Raw genomic sequence first — 21,142 nt, 5'->3', positions numbered from 1 at the left:
CGGAGGGTGAATATGATAGATTGGAACTACATAGCAAGCGTAATAGCTACCGTTGCTTTTGATATTATTTATTTCGGGGCTATTATCGGTACGATTGTCATCGTGATTCTCGACAATCGTAATCCGGTAAAGACAATGGCATGGATTCTGATCCTTATGTTCCTTCCGGTTGTAGGGTTGGTTTTCTATTTCTTTTTCGGGCGTAGCCAGCGGCGTGAGAAGATTATCGGTAAGAAAAGTTACAATCGATTGCTCAAAAAGCCGATGGCAGAGTATCTGGCACAGAACTGCTGTGAAACGCCGAAAGAATATGCCCGTCTGATACAACTGTTTCAGAACACGAACCAGGCCTTTCCGTTCGAAGGAAACCGGGTGGATATTTATACTGGCGGATATTCTAAACTTCAGGCTTTATTGCGAGAGCTGCAAAAGGCCAGATTCCATATTCATATGGAATATTATATCTTTGAAGATGATCCGGTGGGGCGTCTGGTGCGTGATGTATTGATAGAGAAGGCACGCGAGGGAGTTGAGGTACGTGTGATTTATGATGATGTAGGGTGCTGGCACGTTCCTCATAGATTTTTTGAAGAGATGCGTGATGCCGGAATTGAGGTGCGGAGTTTTCTGAAAGTACGTTTTCCCCTATTTACGAGTAAGGTCAACTATCGTAATCACCGAAAGATTGTAGTGATAGACGGTCGTATCGGATTTGTAGGAGGAATGAATCTTGCCGAACGTTATATGCGCGGTTTCTCTTGGGGAATTTGGCGGGATACGCATATAATGCTTGAAGGAAAGGCCGTACATGGTCTGCAGACTGCCTTTTTGCTGGATTGGTATTTTGTAGATCGTACCTTGATTACGGCTTCACGTTATTTTCCTAAGATAGAGGCCTGTGGCAACTCTTTGGTACAGATTGTAACGAGTGAACCGATTGGACCTTGGAAAGAAATCATGCAGGGATTGACGGTTGCCATATCCGGTGCCAAGAAATATTTCTATATGCAGACTCCTTACTTCCTGCCTACCGAACAGATACTGGTTGCTATGCAGACTGCGGCATTAGCCGGGGTAGATGTTCGGTTGATGTTGCCTGAACATGCAGACAACCGAGTGACGCACTTAGGTTCCTGTTCTTATCTGGCAGATGCTTTGCGGGCAGGAGTCAAGGTCTATTTTTATAAAAAGGGATTCCTGCATTCCAAATTGATGGTTTCAGATGATATGCTTTCAACCGTGGGGTCTACCAATCTCGATTTTCGCAGTTTCGAACACAATTTTGAAGTAAATGCCTTTATGTACGATATGGAGACTGCCCTACAAATGCGGGAGATCTTTTTACAGGATCAACGGGAAAGTACCCAGATCTTCTTGAAGAACTGGGAGAAGCGTTCCTGGAGGCAGAAAGCGATGGAGTCTGTAGTCCGTTTGCTCGCTCCTTTGCTGTAAAGTGTATCTTCTGCAGTTTATCTGAAAAAAGAGAAGTTTACACTACCGTATACTCTTCTTTCAATGAAATGGGGATTATCCTCAAAGTTATTCTTTTTGCCATGCTCCAGGACAAAAAGTCCGTTTTCTTTCAACATATTGTTTTCGAAAACCAGATCCGGGATTGTTTCCAGTTCTTTCAGTTCATAAGGAGGGTCGGCAAAAATAAAGTCGAATTGCTCATGACTGCCATTAATGAATTTGAATACATCTCCACGTATAGGCAGGCATTTATCCGTCTGCACTTCCTCCATTATTTTACTGATAAAAGCATGATGGGCACCATCTTTCTCTACACTGATGACACGGTCGCAACCGCGCGACACCAGTTCAATGCTGATGCTGCCTGTACCGGCAAAGAGGTCAAGGGCAACAATGCCGTCTTCGAAGTCCATGTAGTTGGATAAAACGTTAAACAGATTTTCTTTGGCAAAATCTGTTGTGGGACGTGCTTTGAATGTTCTGGGCACATCAAATCTTCTTCTTTTATATATTCCGCTGATTACTCGCATGTTAATAAGGCTTGCATGTCAATATTGCTTGCAGGGTTCATTATGAATACTTGTTGAATGTATTTACGTAACTCCTGCGTCAGTTTTTCTTTATCGTCAAATACACCTGTCAGGTGAAGTTCGTCTCGCTCCTGGTCGAAATTCAGTTGTTTCCAAAGATAGAGGAGATAGTAGATTCGGTCATCTGTTTTGCGACATTCAAATGAATTGGCAAGAAGCAGATGTCCGCGTTCGTAACAGAAAAAGTCGATGGCATTGTGGCGGATAGAGGCATATATCTTTTTACTGTTGCCTAATCTGCTTTTTGCTGAAAAATATTCTGCTAATGGGGCTGCCTGTGAATAAAATCTTGCCTCAGGGTAGTGATCGGACAAGAATTGATAAGTGCTTTTGTCCATACCGAAGATGACTACGGCATTATTCTTTTTTAAAATATTGTATTTTACCGTTTCATTTTCTTTGGGAGTGTGGTTGTGGTAGAATACCATTTCGGACTGATCATCCTCAAACAGTTCAAGGGGGATTAGTGTGAAACGTTTGTCCGCTATCAGGATGTTTACCCGTTTGTAAGTATGATTCAGAAAGTTCAATTCACGAAAAGCCTTTTTTAGGTTGGCTGTAAGAGATAATGAAGGCTCGACCTCTTTCTCAAAGAAAGAGAGCGAACTATCGTGAATCGGATTGTAGATAGAAAAAGAAAATCCATCCGTACTAAGACGGATGGACAATGTATATTGTTCCGATTTACTAAAGTCAATCGTTTCTGCAATTGCTCTATCGGGCATATTCGGATTATTCCCAGTTACCTGCGCCGTTGTTCGGAGTGTCAATAGAACCTACCATCAAGCCTGGATATTTACCCAGTTTAACCTGAACGTCTTTCAAGTTTGCAATTTGTTGCTTGTCAAGTCCGTTGAGGTATACATCATACGGAGTGTTAGCCTGGAACAGGAAGATAGGAGCTCCTGATTTAGTTGTATCGTTTCTGGTGTACATTTCAAACTGTGCACCGCCACCAAACGGAACGTATCTCAAAGAGTCTGCATTGAATGATTTATCATAAATGGTATCTGTTACGGCAACCCATATTGTATCACGTTTAAAGCCCATCAAACCGGCAGCTTCAACTTCTTTCCAGTTGTTAGTCTTTTTAGCCTTGTTGATTATAGCCATAGCTTTCTTTTCAGTCATACCGTCTTCCAGTTGTTTGTCGCTCAATACACCTTCTTTAGATACGAAAGGTATTTTTTGTGTCTTAACGAAATCGATCAGTGTGTCAAAGCTTGCAGTGTACTGCTTGTAGATATTACGATATTCTGCCTGAGCTTTACGAATATCGATCAAGCGGGCAACAACTGCTTTGTCTCTGTGCTTTTTAGCATTTTCGAAGTTGATAGGACCCATGATGCTGGCATAGCAAATGTAAACCAAAGCAATTACGCATAGACCTAGTACGATATTAAATACTGTTTTCATGATAAATATGTTTTTTTTAGTTTATATTCGTAGCGCAAAAATAAAATAAATAAATCTAATTAACGATAGTTCTTGTAACTTTTTTCTCGTACAAAAATGATAAATAACTATTTAGAGCGGCAAATTAAGGAAAATTTTTCTTATCAGCCAACTTTTGAGCAAGAAATAGCTGTAAAATCTCTTTCAGAGTTTCTACTTTCTACGGCTAATGAGACGGTTTTTGTGCTTCGTGGATATGCAGGAACCGGAAAGACTTCTCTTGTCGGAGCCTTGGTGAAAGCGATGGATAAGTTACAACAGAAATCGGTATTGCTGGCGCCTACGGGGAGGGCAGCTAAGGTATTTTCTGCTTACGCGGGACATCCGGCTTTTACCATTCATAAAAAGATATACAGACAGCAGGCATTTTCGAATGAAGTAAGTAATTTTTCAATCAATGATAATCTTACCACTCATACATTATATATTGTAGATGAAGCTTCCATGATTTCGAATGAAGGCTTGTCGGGATCTATGTTTGGTACGGGGCGGCTTTTAGATGATCTGGTCGAGTTTGTTTATTCCGGTGCAGGATGCCGTTTGCTGTTGATGGGAGATACAGCCCAGCTGCCTCCGGTAGGGGAAGAGCAAAGTCCTGCACTTGTTACAGAGGCATTGAAAGGATACGGACTGAATGTGACAGAGGTCGATCTGACACAAGTGGTGCGTCAGGTACAGGCATCTGGTATATTATGGAATGCAACCCAAATACGCCGGTTAATTGCTGAAGAGGAGTGTTACTCGTTGCCTAAGATAAAAGTGAGTGGATTTCCGGATATAAAGGTAGTGCCCGGTGACGAGCTGATTGAGACCCTGACCGGATGTTACGAAAAAGATGGCATGGACGAGACGATTGTGGTATGTCGTTCCAATAAGCGGGCCAATATATATAATAAAGGTATACGTGCCCAGATTCTTTACCGGGAAGATGAACTGAATACGGGTGATTTGCTAATGATAGCGAAGAATAATTATTACTGGACTGAGAGGTATAAAGAAATGGATTTCATAGCGAACGGAGAGATTGCCGTGGTTCGCCGGGTGAGACGTACTCGTGAACTGTATGGTTTTCGGTTTGCCGAAGTGGTTCTTTCATTTCCGGATTATAATGATTTTGAAATTGAAGCAAACTTGTTGCTGGATACACTCCATTCGGATGCCCCTGCCTTGCCCAAAACAGAAAATGACCGGCTTTTTTATTCCGTACTTGAGGACTATGCGGATATTACTGTCAAGCGGGAGCGAATGAAAAAGATGAAAGCAGATCCGCATTACAATGCTTTGCAGGTAAAGTATGCTTATGCAGTGACTTGCCATAAGGCACAGGGCGGGCAGTGGCTGAATGTTTTTCTCGATCAGGGGTATATGTCGGATGAATATCTGACGCCGGATTATTTCCGCTGGTTATATACGGCTTTCACACGTGCATCGAAGACACTCTATTTGGTGAATTATCCGAAAGAACAAATAGAGTGACAGGAGTATACATAAAAACAGGGAACCCATCTCGGGCTCCCTGTTTCTCTTGTGTAACCTAATCTATTGTCAGTGCATGAATATTAATCTCGTTGTTTAGCGGAAATTGTTTGGAGTAACGTAATTGCCTCCATCATCATTGGTGTCGGCTACGTCCCACCATAAACGAGTTCCTTGTGTATCTACATCTTTCGGACGGTTCGGGTTGGACACTTCACTGTCCGGGTATCTCAGGCGTTTGATGAACTTGCCGTTTGCGACTTCACCCCCTGAGTTGTTGCCTCCTTTAGGTGTTTTCATGTAGCGGGGATAGTCTGTACGGCGGAACTCTGCCCACCCTTCATTACCATTCGGATATACGGCAATCCATTTCTGAGTGATGATCTGCTCCAGTTGTGCTTCTCTGTCACCACTCTTGAAAGCTTGTAATCCTTTCAGTCCTTCCATATACTTGTTGATCTTCTCCTGACCTTCTTCGTCAGCGCCAATCTGATAGTAGTTGAAGGAAGCTTCGATGCCTTCCTTATATAATTGTTCAGCTGTTCTATTTGCACCTGCCCATCCGCGGAGAGCGGCTTCTGCCCGAAGGAATAAACTCTCGGAGTAACCCAGCCATACAATTTCACGTGCGTAGCACCACCAATGTTTACGGTCGAGTTTCTTCTGGTCTTGCTTGATGAATACGCGACTCGGAGAATAAGTGGTTGTATAGCTACCTCCCAATGAAGTTTCACCATTTTCACAACCATTGAAATCTTTCGTCATATCCTCTTTGGGTTCGGTTAGATTAAGATTTTCAAGGGCAGTCGGCCTCCACCACAAGATTTCGCAACGCGGGTCGAGAATGGTGGATTGTTCTTTGTAAGCTCTTTCCATTTCTTTGGATAACACTACGTTGGCACTCCAGTTGTACAGAAGTGTGTAGATGTTTTCGTTGCCACCCGTTATGTATGAATACTTGGGAGTCTGCTTCATGTTGTCGTCATCGTTTTGCATCAATCCGGCAGGATCAGTCATTGCTTTCTCACCCTGTTCTTTAGCCAGTTGAGGATCTACATTCGATACACGCAGTGCCAATCGTAAGCGAAGGGTATTGGCAAAACGAAGCCATTTGTCTTTGTCACCTCCAAAGCACTTATCGTTTTCACCCAAGCTGTATTGTGCGGCAGATGGGGTGTTATGGAGTGCAGTGATGGCTTGGTCGAGCATCTTAAAGATAACGTCATATACATCTTTCTGATCCATATACTTCACATTTTCGTCTGTAGGCATTGCACCCTTTACGTAGTATTCCAATGGAATGGCTCCATAAGTGTCTGTTTGCATAGAGATCAAGAATGCGTAGTAGATGCGGGTGATATAGAATGCGTTATGATAGCGTTCCTTTCCGCAGAACCAGAATGTTTTGATCAACTGGCTGTACTCTTCTACTGTACGATTATCGTAGAAGTGTTCCCAACGTTTTTTGGACCATCCGTCGTTATATCCGTAGGTAGGTGAGTTGGTTACGAATCCGCTGACATTGTTGGCAAAGTAAGCGGCGTAGATGTCATGGGTCAGATTGGTAGTAACCTGGTAGTCGTTATACACTCCTTCGTAAGTCAGGTTGGCAAATACTGAACCGATGGCACTTTCCGTTCCTTGAAGGCTCTTCAGCGCGCTTGGTGTCAGTTCGTAGTCAATATCGATTCCGTCGGGGGTGGCACCGATTATTTCCGGATCGTATACCGGCGCATAGGGGTCGGTATTCATTTCTTCGAAATCATTACATGCAGCCAGTCCTAAGAGGAGGGTGCACATGGCAAGTGATTTATATATTTTGAATTTCATACTATATCTTTATTTATAAAATTAGAAACCAAGGTTAACTGAGAATCCGAATGTACGGGTATAAGGTACGGCCATGAAGTCGATGGCCTGTGAGAACATGGTCGTATCGTAACCACCTTCAGGACTTGTTCCCGGAGTGTGTTTCAACAGATAAGCCAGGTTGCGTGCCACGAATGATACATTCAGCGAGTTGATCGGTGTCTTTTTCAACATGCTTTTAGGGAATGTATAGCCGATAGCCAATTCTTTCAGTTTGATGAAAGAAGCGTCATAGATAAAGTCTTCCGCGTTCAAAGCACCGTAATAGTTGGAAGCTGAAATCTTTTGGGTATTCGGTGTTCCGTCTTCATATACTCCGGGGAATATCATCATGAAGTTGTCGCTTTCACCACGATTCATGGTACGTTTGGCCATACCTGAGCCTGTAGCGTTCATTTCAGAAATAGAGATGATATCACCGCCGAACTTCATATCGAACATGGCCGATAGTGTAAAGCCTTTGTAGGTGAATGACGGAGATACGGACATCAGCAAGTTGGGTTGGATATTTCCGATGGGTTTTGCCAGGCGTTCGTCAGCGTCAGTAGTAGTCATAGGCAGACCGTTTTCTTTGTTGATGATGATGTTGCCCTGTTCGTCACGTTTGTAAAGGGTCTTAGCATAAATTTCACCCAGTTTATGACCCGGACGTGCACCTACGTTGATCGGGAAGTTTGAGTCACCGTTGAAGTAGATGTAATCTACACCTTCAGCCAGTTTCTCTACGTTCGATACGTTTTTGGCCAGATTGACATTCAAGTCGAAAGAGAAGTCTTTCAGTTGTATCGGTGTCGAGTAAATCATCATTTCGAAACCTTTGTTGGTAATTAAACCTGCGTTTACCCATTTCCCACCACTCCAAGGAGCTGCGGCAGGTACTTTCATGATCTGGTTTTTTGTACGGCTGTAATAATAGGTAAAGTCAAATCCCAGACGGTTGTTGAGGAACTTCATATCCAGACCTGCTTCGTAGGATGAAGAGATTTCCGGTTTCAGTTGGTCGTTCATCTTCACGTTCGATTTGCTTGGGATCAGTTCACCCTTTTCGAACTTGAATCCGTAGGTGTTGTACAATTGATACGGATCTGTATCCTTACCTACTTGTGCTGCCGACAGACGTACTTTGGCAAAAGTTAACCAGCTTGGTAATGTCTTGTCCAGTGAACGAACAAAATCAGACACGACGAAACTCAAATTGGCAGACGGATAGAAGAAAGAGTTGTTCTTCTTTGGCAGTGTGGACGACCAGTCGTTGCGGGCGGTCAGGTCCAGTGACAGATACTCTTTCCAGGAGAGTTGTAGAGATCCGAAAACAGAGTTAGTAGCACGTTCATGGCCCGTTTCTCCCGCTGTGTTCAGCATATTGGCTGCATTGAAAATCCACTGTCCTTTATCTAGCATATTGCGTACACCGGCATTCAGTGACTCGTAGTTCTGGTACATGAAGTTACCGCCTACAGTGAAGCCCAGACGGAAATTGTCCGTCAACTGTTTGTCACCCATCAATACAATTTCCGCGTTCGATTCGAAGAAGTTCTGTTCTTCACGGTTCATTTCATCATCCGTGATATCTTTGATACTGCTTTCGCCGTTGATACCGTCACCTGCGTTAGTTTCTTCGATTCGGGTACGATAATAGTCGAATGCATACTTGGCGGATAGGTGCAACCAGTCGGTAAAGTTGATTTTCATTCCATAGTAACCGAAGGCTCTCCAACGTTCGTCAGAGTTGTGGCGTTGGTTCAGAACGTAATAAGGATTGCGGATACCGGCAGTAGGCCCTGTCCAGTTCACGTGTGCATTGTCGGCTGTGGAGTATTGTTTCAGATCGTCCAGACGGATATTGTTAGGAATACCCATCAATTGAGCGATGGCTCCGTATGTACCGAAATAGGGGCGGTCTTCTGCTTTGGTGCGTGAAAGTGAAATCTTTCCATCCATAGAAAGATACTTGTTCATTTCCATTCCGGCATTCAGGTCAAGGTTGATTCGGTTCAGTTTTTCGTTCGGGAATACGCCTTTGTTGTTTGAACTACCAAAAGAAGCGCGGAAATGTGATTTGTCTGTAACGTTACTTACAGATACATTGTGGTTCTGTGCGAAGCCGGTATCAAAATAATCTTTCAGTTTGTTTCCGTATTTGGAGAAAGCGTATGTGTCGCCGTTCCAGGCTTTCTGCATGCTTCCGTCCAATACCGGTCCCCAGCTTGAGGAGTCTGTCGGATCGTATTTCGCGTAATATTGAGATAGCGGATTCTTGTTCTCGTCCTGGGTCACAATGTGTCCCTGTCCATAGCGATCCTGCATCTCGAGGGTTTCGGCTACTTGACTCCAAGTGAAGTTACCACTATAGCGCACTCCGAAACCGTCTTTCTTGCTGCCTTTCTTAGTAGTAACCAAGATAACACCGTTACCGGCACGTGAACCGTAAAGAGCGGCGGCATTCGGACCTTTCAGTACAGAAATCGATTCGATGTCTTCGGGGTTGATATCGACGGAAGAACCACCGCGGTCAACACCGCCGTAGTAAGTAGCATCCGAGTTATTGTTATCGCTAAACGGCACACCGTCTACAATCCAGAGTGGTTGGTTGTTGTCAGCCAGAGAAGAGTTACCACGAATCGTGATCTTGGTAGAACCGCCAAGACCTGTACCGGCCGTGTTCATTTGCAGACCGGCTACTTTACCTTGCAATGCACTGGTAACCGAAGGGTCTCCGGTCTGGTTCAGTTGGTCACCTTTGATTTCCTGTACGGCGTATCCCAACATTTTCTTTTCACGTTTGATACCTAAAGCTGTCACAACCACTTCACTGATCATCTGGGTATCTTCACTCATGGTTACGTTCAGGATGCTTTCCTTTGCAGGCAGTACTTGTTGTTTGTATCCGATATAGGAGAATACGATTTCAGCTTTCGGATCGTTGACCGTCAGGGTGTATTTACCTTCCAAATCGGTAATGGCTCCTGTGCTGGTACCTTTTACGGATACGTTTACACCGATCAGTGCTTCGCCGTTGGCATCTACAACTGTACCACTGACCTGCCGTTTGACCGGGGTTTGTGCCGGATCCTGCTGTTTGGCAGCCTGAGACAGATAAACAATGTTATCTTCGATTTTGTATGTCAGGTTTTTGCCTTTAAGTGCAGCGTTCAGCAGTTGTTCCAGACTTACATTCTTTACTTCCAGATTCTCAATCGGCATGTTCGACGATTGATCGTCATAAAAGAATTGATACTTAGATTGGGATTGCACTGTCTTGATCACTTGCCCCAATGTAGTACGGGGAGTCGAAAATGTGAATTGTGCGAATGACCACTGAATAGGAGCAGCAGCCAAAAGAATAACCAGCGATGCTTTGAGCAGCTTGGGTCTTTGAAACAGAGTTTTGTTTTTCATTGACTATAATTAAGTTAATTAGTTAACTTTAAAAACATACAAGGTTTAAGCATGGTATTTATAATATAAATCAAGTGGCTTTTGTGCCCTTGATGTTAATAAAACAAGTATCCCGAAAGAAACACTTACTTCAGTTGCTAACTTTTTTGAGATTTATTTAGGAGGGACTTTCGAAGGGGGCTTTTCTCCCCTTTATTATGGGATGGGGCGACTCAGTTTAATGAGTAGGAGGATATTCAGCCTAATGAGTAGGGGCATTCCCATTGGGTTGAGTCGATCCACCATTTAAATGGAGGTGGATCGACTGCCTCTAAGACAAGTGGAGTTGCTTATTTCTCTTTTGAGAATGAATACGGAGCGTCTTCTTCGCTAATACCTCTGTTGAGATTAGGCTGTGATCCCATCTTGAACTCAAGGATTCCACCTTTCAGCAAATCGTCGTGCTTCAAATAGTTCCGTGATGATTCCTTTCCATTCATATGGAGCGATTCAATGTACAGGTTTTCTTTACTGTTATCCGGTGCATCTATCACGAGATTATTGCCGTTCTCAAAATGCAGAGTTGCCTTTTTAAAAAGGGGAGCTCCTAAGACATACTCGTCTGTACCCGGACATACGGGATAAAATCCGAGTGCGGAGAATACGTACCAGGCAGACGTCTGTCCGTTGTCCTCGTCACCACAATAGCCGTCAGGTCCCGGAGTATACATGCGGTCCATCACCTGACGAAGCCAGTATTGTGCTTTCCAAGGTTGTCCGGCATAGTTATACAGGTAAATCATGTGTTGTATCGGTTGGTTGCCATGCGCATAGTTGCCCATATTCATCACTGTCATTTCACGAATCTCATGAATCACCTGTCCGTAATAACTGTCATCGAACACCGGCGGAACGGCAAATACGGAATCGAGCATTGTGATAAACATCTTTTTACCTCCCATCAGATCGATCAGGCCTTGCGGGTCATGAAATACCGACCAGGAATAATGCCAACTGTTGCCTTCTGTAAAAGCATCACCCCATTTCAGCGGAGAGAACGGTGACTGGAACTGTCCGTTTTCATTGCGGCCACGCATCAGTTTGCTTTCTTTGTCGAATACATTCCGGTAATTCATGGCACGTTTGGCAAACTGTTCGATTTCTTTTTGGGGGCGGTTCAATGCTTTACCCAATTGATAGATACACCAGTCATCATAGGCATACTCCAATGTACGGGCGGTGTTCTCATTGATTTTCACATCATAAGGGACATACCCCAGTTTGTTGTAATATTGATAGCCCAGACGTCCGGTAGAAGAGACCTCCGGATGCACGTTTTTCGTACCGTGAATCAATCCCTCGTACAGGGTCTTCACATCATCTACCTTCACTCCTTTCAGATAAGCATCTGCCAGTACTGATGCCGAATTATTGCCAACCATGCAGCCTCTATGTCCGGGACTTGCCCATTCCGGGAAGAAGCCGCTTTCTTTGTACGTGTTGATGAGTCCCTCCTGTATCTCTTTGTTTACCGAAGGATACATCAGGTTCAGGAATGGGAACAAACAACGGAATGTATCCCAAAATCCGGTATCGGTGTACATATATCCGGGAAGCACCTGACCGTTGTAGGGACTATAATGAATCGGTTGACCGTCCGCTGTCAGTTCATAGAATTTACGGGGAAATAGGAGAGAACGGTAAAGACAGGAGTAGAATGTACGGTACTGATCCAGATTGCCGCCTTCTACTTCTATTTTGCCCAATACATGATTCCAGGCATCATTCCCTTTCTGTACCAGTTGTTCAAAGGAGTCGTTGCCTAACTCTTGCAGATTCTGAGTAGCTTGTTCGAAACTGATGAACGAAGAGGCTATGCGGGCATGTACGATCTCGCCTTTCCGGGTGCGGAAACCGATGACAGCTCCGGTATGATCGGCTTTCTGTTCCAGACTGCCTTCTTCCAGTTTTTTATCAGCGAAAGTGCCTTTGTAAGAGAAAGGCTTATCGAACTCGATGACAAAGTAATTTTTGAAGTTCTCGGGTACTCCGCCACTGTTACGGGTGGTATAGCCGATAATTTTATTTTCTTCCGGAATTACTTTTACGTAAGAACCCTTGTCGAACGCATCTACAACAACGTACGAATGCTCGTTTTCGGGGAAAGTGAAGCGGAACAGGACTGCACGCTCCGTCGGGGTCATTTCGGTCACGACATCATGTTCGGCCAAGTATACTTTATAATAGGCCGGAGTGGCAACCTCGCCTTTGTGACTGAACCAACTGGCACGTTTTTCTTCGTCAAACTCCGGTTTGCCTGTTATGGGCATGATGGAGAACTGCCCGTAATCGTTGATCCAAGGACTGGGCTGATGGGTTTGTTTGAATCCCTTGATTTTGTTGGCTGTGTACGTATATTGCCATCCGTCTCCCATCTTACCGGTTTGTGGTGTCCAGAAATTCATTCCCCATGGGCGGGCAATGGCGGGATAAGTGTTCCCGGTTGATAACTCGAAAGAGGACTGTGTTCCCATCAAGGGGTTAACATATTGGGTCCAGTCTTTGGCCTTAGCCATCAATGAGCAAGCTACAAGGCAAGCGGTCAAAAGAATTTTTTTCATGGTGTGAATAAGAGGTCCCGGAGACGTGTCAAATCTTGCCACAGAAGACACAGAGCAAAAGCAAAGTCATGGATGATTCATATGAACACTCCGTGCGACCCTGTGGTGAAAAGGCTTTTGATATAGCCCCGGACCTTTTTTATTAAATGAATATTATGTAATTTCTATCTACTATGATTACATGGGGCTGTGTTAAAACTCTTTTCACCACGGAGTAACACAGAGTATCGCAGAGTCTTTTTGCTAATAATCAGTAACTTAAATCACCTCTGTGCTACTCTGTGTTCTCTGTGGTGAGTTTTGACACACCCTCTCTGTTCCCTCTTCCTGAGAGAGATTAGGGTTGCGGTCGCCGATCTGTCATCTCAATTTCCAGTGTACTTCCCGCCACAATGTCATCATGTGTGAAGAAAGGCTTTTCCAGCGGTTCCCCGTTCAGCTTCATGCTTTTGATATACTTATTCTTTTTAGAGTTATTCTTGGCTATTACTATAAATTTCTTTCCATCAGGCAGATTGACTACAGCTTTGTCAAATGCAGGGCGTCCTATGGAATAAACCGGTTTACCGGGGCATACTTGATAGAATCCCATGGAGTTCAGTACATACCAAGCGGACATTTGGCCGCAATCTTCATTACCCGATAGTCCGTCTACGGTATTGGCATATTGACTGCGGTATACACTGTCCACCAATTCCTGAGTTCGCCATGGACGGTTCACGTAGTTGTACATGTGAATCACGTGATGGCTTGGTTCATTTCCATGTGCATATTGGCCGATCAGTCCGCTGATATCCGAAGAGATCGTTTCGCCCTCCAGTGAGGAGTCGGCGGTAAACAGAGAATCCAGTTTGCCGACAAAGGCATCTTCACCTCCCATCAGTTTCACCAAACCTTCGATATCGTGGGGGACAAACCAGGTCCACTGCCAGGCAGTTCCTTCGCAATAGTCGTCGTTGCGGTGAGTAGATGAACGTGGATTGAACGGAGTGCGCCATTCCCCCTTACTGTCCAGTCCCCGCATAAAACGGGTTTCCGGGTCGAAGTAGAATTCGTAAGCTTTCGCAAAGCGGGCATATTTATCCCGGGTGTCATAGTCATTCAGTGCATCGGCAAAGATTGAAATGCACCAGTCATCATAAGCATATTCCAATGCTTTGGCAACCGATTCGTTTTCGCGGTCGCATGGCACGTAACCGATCGAGTTTTTATAATATTTTGCTTTCGGCATCAAGTGAGGCAGCACCAGAGCAGGACATTTGATTCCTGTCGTATCATATTCAGCCGCACGCACACACGCACGATAAGCCTCCTGAATATCGAAGTTGCGGTCACCTTTCATATACGCATCTACAATAACAGGAACAGCATGGTAGCCAATCATTGTACCGGTATAATTGGAAGCCATGTCCCACATCGGGAAAATCCCACCTTCCTGTTGCTTTTTGATCAGAGAACGTATAAAGTCATTGTTCAGGTCCGGATCGATAATGGTCATTAACGGATGAAGTGCACGGAAAGTATCCCACAGTGAGAAGATGGTATACATCGGATTAAGCGTGTCACCTTGATGTACTTGTAGGTCCATGCCCAGATAGCGTCCGTCTACATCTGTAAACAGGTTTGGGCTGACGGCAGTGTGATAAAGTGCGGTGTAGAAAATGGTCTTATCATCCTTGTCATTCGTGGTGATATCTATCTTCGACAAAGTTTTGTTCCATGCTTTGCGTGCTTCCTTACGTACTCCGTCAAAGTCCCAATCGGGTATTTCTGCTTCCACATTTTTGCGTGCGCCTTCTATATCCACGGCGGATATTCCGACTTTTACAAATACTTGTTCGTCTTTTGCCGTGTTAAAGTGTAGCAGTGCTTTGCAGGTCGGCAGTAATTTACCTCCTTCGTCAAGCGCCATCGAGTCGGTTACCAGTGTGTAAGTGAAAGGTTTTGAGAATTTTGCATAAAAGTTGATGTATTGGTCGAAGGCCCAGTACATTGTTTTCTTTCGTCCACAAATTTCGGTAGGGCTGATGACTTCTATCTCCATCTCTTTATTGGTCTGTCGTTGCAGGCTATAGTCAAAATCGAGGATGAATCCGGCTTCTCTACTTTCTGGGAAAGTGTATCTGTGGATGGCTGCCCGTTTGGTTGCAGTTAGTTCGGCCTTTACCTGATAGGTGTCCAGGAAAACGGAGTAATAGCCCGGTTCAGCAGTCTCGTTCTGGTGTGAAAAGCTGGAAGCATAAGCCATCTTCTGGCTCTGTGAACCTGTTGGGAGATATTTTTGTTCGCCTACCGTAGGCATCAGCAGCACATCCCCATAGTCACAACAACCGGTTCCGCTCAGGTGGGTGTGTGAAAATCCGTTGATGGTAGAGTCTGCATAGTAATAGCCCGAACAAGCGTCCCACCCATCTATACGGGTGTCGGGGCTGGGTGAAATCATGCCATGGGGCAGGATAGCGCCCGGAAAAGTGTGGCCGTGTCCGCCGGTACCGATAAATGGGTTGACATAGGCTGCATAATCAGTCATGTCCGGCGAGTTTGTGCAGGAGTTCAGAGACAATAAGCCTCCTAAACATCCCGCCAGGAATGTTCTAAATCTCATGGTACTATATGTTTATTTTAATTAGTTGTTCACTTGTTACGTGAAGAAATAAAAATATTATCTCCCACGATCTTATAACTGATTGGTATAGAGTTGTCCAGCGATTGGAGTACAGACTCTATATTATCTTTCTTTTTCAGTACACCCGAATAAGTTTTGTCTGACTTTATATCGGGTGAGAGAATGATCTTCACATCATAAAAACGTTCCAGTGTCCGGGTGATAGCAAAGATATCGGCTTGTTCAAACGGAATCAGGTCGTTGTGCCATACGGCATCCAGTTTGGCATCTACCTGCTTCACTACCAGTCGGCGGGTTGTTTTATTCAGTTCGGCTTTTTGTCCCGGCGAAAGGATGATCATTCCTTCCTCATTGTTGCCTTTAACCTCTATTTCTCCTTCGATTAATGTCGCTTCCGCCAGTTTGTGGCTTTTGTCACACTTGAAGTTGAAAGTTGTGCCCAATACTTTGACGCGCATCGCTTCACTTTCTACGATGAAAGGACATTGGCGGTTTTTAGTGACTTCAAAGTAGGCTTCTCCGTCAAGGAATACATCTCTTTCGGTATCGGAGAACTCCCGTGGATATCTCAGCGTTGCCGACTGATTCAGCCATACCTTACTACCATCGGGCAGTACTATTTCCTTTACTTTTCCGTCCGTAGATGAAGCTGTTATCATATCCCGGGTGGGGTCAGCCTGGTAATATAAATATCCGCCTCCGGCACCGACCATCAAAGCCAGTATGATGATGGCTGCATATCGCATCCATTGGTGCATTCTGATAACCTTGCGGCTATGTGCCTCCTCCTGAGCCAGCTTTTTGCATAGTCGTGCTTCTGCCCGGGCTGTTCTTTTCTGATCCGGGAAGCTGTCGTGTCTGCCCAAATGATATACCTCCTCCATCCGGAAAAGTCGGCGGGCATTGTCATCTGATTCCTTGATCCAAGCGTTTACTCTGGCAAAATCTTCGTCAGAACATTCGCCCGTCAGATATCTCATCAATATTTCTTCGCTCAGATTATTCATCTTTTCTTTTTCATTATATAATAGAAACAACTAATTCTTTAAAAACACTTATCTATTTGATAAAAAATAATAGGAATAAAAGCCATAAATGGCTAAGACGGCTGCGTAAGAACTTCAGCGCCTTGTACATGTGGGCTTCTACCGTGCGTAAAGATACTCCCATTACGTCAGCTATCTCTTTATTTTTCATTTCGTGCAGGTAGCTCAGTTTGAATACCTCCTTACATTTGTCCGGCAGTTCATTGATGGCTTCGTAGATTTCGTTCCGCAATTCACGGTCTTCTATTCGCCGAATAACTTCGTTGTTGTCCGGTTGGTAGAATTCAGCCCGTTTCTGGTTGATTTCTTCCACAGCGGCGCAGTATCCATCCTCTATACTGCGATGTTTCAGCACATTCAGCGCCCGGGTATATACCGCCCGGTAAAGGAAGGCCTGGATTTGGTCACCTATCACCATGGAGTCTTTTCGTCTCCACAGTTCCACAAATACGTCTTGAACCACGTCTTCTGCTTCTTCGTCACCCACCAGGCGGGTGGCGTAGAATATCAGGTTCGGATAGTATTTGCGAAACAGTGCTTTGTAGGTTATGTCAAATGTATCGTCCATCTTTTTAGTACATATTACCTCTTTTTTCCCATCTCAAATTCAAGGGTTGCACCACTCATGATCTGTTCATGTGTAATATAACTCTTATCATAGGGCTTCCCATTCAACTTGGTTGACAGGATATAAATGTTTTCCTTGTTGACTGCGGGAGCTTTGACAGTGAATGTTTTTCCGTTGCCGAGGTGCATTTGTATTTCCGGGAAAAGGGGAGTGCCTATCTCATATTTACCGCTTATCGGATCGACGGGATAGAATCCCATAGCGCTGAATACATACCAGGCAGACATTTGCCCGCAGTCTTCATTACCACAAAGTCCGGCAGGAGTGTTCTGGTAAAGTTCGTTCATCACTTTGGCTACATACTCCTGAGTCTTCCAAGGCTGACCTACTGCATTGTATAAGTAGATGACGTGGTGGCTGGGTTCATTGCCGTGTGCGTATTGTCCGATCATTCCGGTGCTGAACAGAGGAAGTTCGTCATCAGCCGAGGGATGGAAGGTGAACATGCTGTCCAGCTTTTGGGTAAAGCGTTCTTTTCCTCCGACCAGGCTGATCAGTCCGTCTACATCGTGTTGTACTGACCAGAAGTATTGCCAGCCGTTGCTTTCACAGATGTGAGGAGTATAAGCGTCTGCTTCAAAGTCTTTCTGGAATTCTCCTTTGTCATCACGTGGCTGCATAAACGAGGTGGCAGGGTTATACACATTGCGATAATTCTGCGACCGCTTATAAAATTCGTCCGCAATCTCTTTCTTTCCCAGTTTTTCTGCCATACGGGCTATGCAGTGATCATCGTAGGCATATTCCAGTGTTTTAGACAATGACCAGTTTTCGGCATTATAACTGTCTTTTTCATTGAAGGGGACATAGCCCAGTTTTTTGTAAGCACCTATTCCGCGATAGTTGTCCAGATTGGCGGTAACTACACAGGCTTCCAGTGCTTTTTCGGGATCGAAATTGCCTATACCTTTTAAATAAGCATCCACAATTACGGGAACGGCATGATAACCGATCATCATGTCGGTTTCACTTCCATAAAAGTTCCAGACCGGTAAACGCCCGTTCTGTTCGTAGAATGCAAGAAATGATTTCACCATGTCGTTCACTCGTTCCGGTTCGGTATATGTAAACAGAGGATGTGCGGCACGATATGTATCCCACAGTGAGAAAGTGCTGTAGTTCACCCATCCGTCTGCTTGATGTATCTTTTTATCCGGTCCGTAGTAAGCACCGTCCACATCGCTGTAGATGGTGGGGGCAAGCATACTGTGGTACATCGCAGTGTAGAAGTTTACCCGGTCGTCTTTGTTGCCACCTTTGATTTCTATTTTAGAGAGCTGCCTGTTCCAGTTGTCACGGGCAGCCTCACGGTATTTTTCAAAATCATTTTCAGGCACTTCAGCTGTCAGGTTCTTGGCGGCACCTTCCATGCTTACGCCTGACAGTGCTGTATTGACAAGAATCTGTTCACCGTCTTTCGTGTCAAAATCGAAACGGGCTACAGTAGCGGTACCTATTCGTTTACCGTCTTTCATAATGGCGGTAGTATCCATCTGTACGGCAGCAAAAGGCTTGGAGAAGCGGGTGCGGAAGTATACGTGTTGATTTCGTGCCCATCCGTCGGAAAAGCGATATCCCTGAATAGTCACCGAATCTATTACTTCTATGTGAGAGTCGTTGGTGAAGTCCCAGTTCATAGCCTTTTTCAGGTTGAGGAAGATAGCGGCTTTCGCTTCGGGAAAAGTGTAACGCTGAATGCCACACCGTTCGGTGGCTGTCAATTCTACATTGATTCCATAATCTTTCAGCAGTACCTGATAATATCCTGCCGTGGCGCTTTCGTCCTGATGGGAAAATTTGGAGTAGACGCCCAACGGAGCTTCTGCTTCTTTGTAGGGCAAGGTGACAGGCATAAACGAAATGTCATATAAGTCTCCGGCTCCCGTACCCGAAAGATGGGTATGGCCGAACCCGGCAATTGTGCTGTCGGGATAGAAATATCCTGAAATGCGGTCCCAGCCGGGCAGTCCGTTGTCCGGACTAAGCTGAACCATGCCGAAGGGTGCTTGCGCTCCGGGATATGTGTTACCGGTGAAGTCTGTTCCGATAAATGGGTTTACATATTGTGTGTAATCAGTGGTTGTCTGCTTGGGGGCAGACGTACAGGCTGTGAATACGAATAAAAGAATAAATGATAAATGAAAAAATGCTTTCATGCGGCTTGGGTTAGAATTTTAGTAATTGATTGATTCAGTGTACAAAGGTAGAGAATATAAATGTAAAACGAAAGAACTTGTGTGTGGATTGATTCGTCTTTTTGTTTTTCGGTTCGTTATTACGGGGTAGGAGGACTGCTATTTTAAACTGCTGAGTGTAGACAATACATTTTCCGTTTCGGTTATCTCTTCTTTGTGTTTTGAAAATAGATATGTATAGATAAAGTACTTCTTCCCCCTGGGCGATCGAATGTATAAGTGTGATTTGTGCAGAGTTCCTATAGGTGGTTTAAAGGAAGGGAATCATTGGTTTAAAACCGAAGGGGCATTGGTTTTAAAGGAAGGACCTTTTGCTTTTAAACTAATGTTTGGGCAGTTAAAGGTCTGTTTATAGGTGAATTGTAATTTATGCTACGCTTCGACTTTATCTTCTGTAAGTCGTATTGGATTTGGAACTTCCTTTTGACGTTTGTCAGGAAGAGATATTTGAATGTGAAAGCTTTCAATGATATAGCAGTCCGGAGGGCTGAGCGGATCGTGACAATACATATCGCGTGCACGCATAGGTACAAACAGAACCTGCTAAAAACAATATTCCGGTAGAGGTCATCATATCTCCTAAACTTACCAGGGGCGATACGATACCTCCGAATGCAAACCCGGTGGCTCCCAAAAGTGCCGAAGCAATGCCTGCATTCCGTCGCTCACACTCCATAGCTAATGTGTTGGATGCCGTAAAAGTCATGCCAATCATGGAGAGTAGAGCGAAGATCAATAACTCGTAGATCCAAAAATCACAACCCAGAGGCAAGAGCACCATTGACAGCGCAGATACTAACAACATGCCCCGGCTTCCTATATATAAAGCCCGTTCCATAGTAGGCAATTTTATCGATATTGCTGAAGAGATAACCATTGCTATCGCATTGATTCCAAAGCAGAGGCTGAACGATAGGGGAGAGAGTCCGTAGTGTTGCTGCATGATGAATGGTGCAGAAGAGATATTGGCAAACAATATTCCCATGGTAAAGCCATATTGCAGGACGTAGCCAACATAACGGCGGTTGCGGAGGACTTCCCAAAAACGATGGTATAGGGCTTGCCAACTCACAGCCTGTCTGTGTTCTGTCGGAAGTGACTCATTCAGGTGCAGACTTCCGGATAGGAGAGCCACTCCCATAAGGAATAAGCAGATAAAAATGCCTTGCCAGCCTGTTATCTGGGCCAGAATACCTCCTCCGATGGGGGCAACGACTGTAGCAATTCCGTTTATTCCCCCGATAATGGCGAGCATACCGGCCAGTTGGTGTCCCGAATACTCGTCGGTAGCTATGGAGCGGGAAATCACGACACCACCTGCTCCGGCAATGCCTTGTAAGAATCGGGATACCACAAATAGTGAAATGGTGTGTGAAAAGATACATCCCAGCGTAGCGAGCAGGAACAGAATCATAGCCAGAAGTAATGGAGAACGCCGTCCGTACTTGTCACTCAGGGGACCGAAGATTAATTGTCCGGCAGCCAAACCAATCATACTGGTTGTGAGTCCTAATTGTACCATGGAAGATGAAGTCTGGAAAAAATCTGCCATAGCTGGCAGGGTAGGCAAATACATATCCATTATAAAAGGACCGAAGGCACTTAATACACCTAAAAATAATAATAAGAACCGTCTGGAATTCTGTCTGTCAGTCATTGCTATTCTCTTTGATCAATACAGTCGCAAAATTACTTCATTTGTTAGGAACCGGACGTAGGCTAATCTGTACAAAATATGTTGTTTTCAGAACAAAATAGTCCGAATACAAAAAATAAACCTACATT

Annotated in this window: 13 protein-coding genes; 2 read left to right on the top strand and 11 right to left on the bottom strand. The window is 44.6% G+C overall.

The annotated features are described in order from the left end of the window. Positions 1–12: 12 nt before the first annotated feature. The gene (gene cls / locus JZY04_RS07390; protein ID WP_005810475.1) at positions 13–1,452 is read left to right on the top strand and encodes a cardiolipin synthase; all 1,440 of its coding nucleotides are present in this window, start codon (positions 13–15) and stop codon (positions 1,450–1,452) included. Positions 1,453–1,469: 17 nt separating this feature from the next. Here the strand turns inward: cls and JZY04_RS07385 are convergent, their stop codons facing one another. Genes JZY04_RS07385 through JZY04_RS07375 form a run of 3 tightly spaced genes read right to left on the bottom strand, consistent with a single transcriptional unit; the run spans position 1,470 to position 3,479 of the window. Further along, positions 1,470–2,003 (bottom strand): RsmD family RNA methyltransferase, encoded by a 534-nt coding sequence (locus JZY04_RS07385; protein ID WP_122141571.1) that lies wholly within the window; start codon positions 2,001–2,003, stop codon positions 1,470–1,472. After that, positions 1,994–2,788: a DUF3822 family protein gene (locus JZY04_RS07380; protein WP_122141572.1), complete on the bottom strand. Its 795-nt coding sequence runs from the start codon at positions 2,786–2,788 to the stop codon at positions 1,994–1,996. The genes JZY04_RS07385 and JZY04_RS07380 overlap by 10 nt, the downstream gene beginning before the upstream one ends. Positions 2,789–2,795: 7 nt before the next feature. Beyond that, positions 2,796–3,479 (bottom strand): hypothetical protein, encoded by a 684-nt coding sequence (locus JZY04_RS07375; RefSeq protein ID WP_122141573.1) that lies wholly within the window; start codon positions 3,477–3,479, stop codon positions 2,796–2,798. A 96-nt stretch (positions 3,480–3,575) separates the two neighbouring features. On the opposite strand from JZY04_RS07375, the gene JZY04_RS07370 reads away from it, so the two are divergent. Continuing rightward, positions 3,576–4,994 carry an ATP-dependent RecD-like DNA helicase gene (locus JZY04_RS07370; RefSeq protein WP_122141574.1) on the top strand — a complete coding sequence of 473 codons (1,419 nt, stop codon included), beginning with the start codon at positions 3,576–3,578 and terminating at the stop codon, positions 4,992–4,994. 96 nt (positions 4,995–5,090) lie between these two features. Here the strand turns inward: JZY04_RS07370 and JZY04_RS07365 are convergent, their stop codons facing one another. The 8 genes from JZY04_RS07365 to JZY04_RS07330 form a co-directional block, all read right to left on the bottom strand. Next, positions 5,091–6,824 (bottom strand): SusD/RagB family nutrient-binding outer membrane lipoprotein, encoded by a 1,734-nt coding sequence (locus JZY04_RS07365; protein ID WP_122141575.1) that lies wholly within the window; start codon positions 6,822–6,824, stop codon positions 5,091–5,093. A 21-nt stretch (positions 6,825–6,845) separates the two neighbouring features. Further along, positions 6,846–10,262 (bottom strand): SusC/RagA family TonB-linked outer membrane protein, encoded by a 3,417-nt coding sequence (locus JZY04_RS07360; protein WP_122141576.1) that lies wholly within the window; start codon positions 10,260–10,262, stop codon positions 6,846–6,848. Positions 10,263–10,591: 329 nt separating this feature from the next. Continuing rightward, entirely contained in the window at positions 10,592–12,862 is a 2,271-nt protein-coding gene (locus JZY04_RS07355) for a GH92 family glycosyl hydrolase (RefSeq protein WP_122141577.1), read from the bottom strand. A gap of 337 nt (positions 12,863–13,199) precedes the next feature. Then, entirely contained in the window at positions 13,200–15,467 is a 2,268-nt protein-coding gene (locus JZY04_RS07350) for a GH92 family glycosyl hydrolase (protein WP_005775458.1), read from the bottom strand. 29 nt (positions 15,468–15,496) lie between these two features. Next, complete coding sequence (locus tag JZY04_RS07345) at positions 15,497–16,495, bottom strand: FecR family protein (RefSeq protein WP_122141578.1); 999 nt, start codon at positions 16,493–16,495, stop codon at positions 15,497–15,499. 52 nt (positions 16,496–16,547) lie between these two features. Beyond that, positions 16,548–17,102, bottom strand: coding sequence for an RNA polymerase sigma-70 factor (locus JZY04_RS07340; protein ID WP_005775460.1), 555 nt, complete (start codon positions 17,100–17,102; stop codon positions 16,548–16,550). Positions 17,103–17,116: 14 nt separating this feature from the next. Further along, positions 17,117–19,318 (bottom strand): GH92 family glycosyl hydrolase, encoded by a 2,202-nt coding sequence (locus tag JZY04_RS07335; RefSeq protein WP_122141579.1) that lies wholly within the window; start codon positions 19,316–19,318, stop codon positions 17,117–17,119. Positions 19,319–19,820: 502 nt separating this feature from the next. Further along, positions 19,821–21,014, bottom strand: coding sequence for a multidrug effflux MFS transporter (locus JZY04_RS07330; protein WP_122141580.1), 1,194 nt, complete (start codon positions 21,012–21,014; stop codon positions 19,821–19,823). Positions 21,015–21,142: the final 128 nt, after the last annotated feature.

Source organism: Bacteroides sp. 11BF (assembly GCF_019633765.1).
Taxonomy (GTDB): Bacteria; Bacteroidota; Bacteroidia; order Bacteroidales; family Bacteroidaceae; genus Bacteroides; species Bacteroides hominis.
The sequence above is the reverse complement of the archived record's forward strand: the minus strand, read 5'-3'. Positions and strand labels throughout refer to the sequence as shown.

Coding starts and splice junctions, on each gene's coding strand:
- cls (WP_005810475.1), top strand. CDS start 13: ATGATAGATTGGAACTACATAGCAAGCGTAATAGCTACCGTTGCTTTT.
- JZY04_RS07385 (WP_122141571.1), bottom strand. CDS start 2,003: ATGCGAGTAATCAGCGGAATATATAAAAGAAGAAGATTTGATGTGCCC.
- JZY04_RS07380 (WP_122141572.1), bottom strand. CDS start 2,788: ATGCCCGATAGAGCAATTGCAGAAACGATTGACTTTAGTAAATCGGAA.
- JZY04_RS07375 (WP_122141573.1), bottom strand. CDS start 3,479: ATGAAAACAGTATTTAATATCGTACTAGGTCTATGCGTAATTGCTTTG.
- JZY04_RS07370 (WP_122141574.1), top strand. CDS start 3,576: ATGATAAATAACTATTTAGAGCGGCAAATTAAGGAAAATTTTTCTTAT.
- JZY04_RS07365 (WP_122141575.1), bottom strand. CDS start 6,824: ATGAAATTCAAAATATATAAATCACTTGCCATGTGCACCCTCCTCTTA.
- JZY04_RS07360 (WP_122141576.1), bottom strand. CDS start 10,262: ATGAAAAACAAAACTCTGTTTCAAAGACCCAAGCTGCTCAAAGCATCG.
- JZY04_RS07355 (WP_122141577.1), bottom strand. CDS start 12,862: ATGAAAAAAATTCTTTTGACCGCTTGCCTTGTAGCTTGCTCATTGATG.
- JZY04_RS07350 (WP_005775458.1), bottom strand. CDS start 15,467: ATGAGATTTAGAACATTCCTGGCGGGATGTTTAGGAGGCTTATTGTCT.
- JZY04_RS07345 (WP_122141578.1), bottom strand. CDS start 16,495: ATGAATAATCTGAGCGAAGAAATATTGATGAGATATCTGACGGGCGAA.
- JZY04_RS07340 (WP_005775460.1), bottom strand. CDS start 17,102: ATGGACGATACATTTGACATAACCTACAAAGCACTGTTTCGCAAATAC.
- JZY04_RS07335 (WP_122141579.1), bottom strand. CDS start 19,318: ATGAAAGCATTTTTTCATTTATCATTTATTCTTTTATTCGTATTCACA.
- JZY04_RS07330 (WP_122141580.1), bottom strand. CDS start 21,014: ATGACTGACAGACAGAATTCCAGACGGTTCTTATTATTATTTTTAGGT.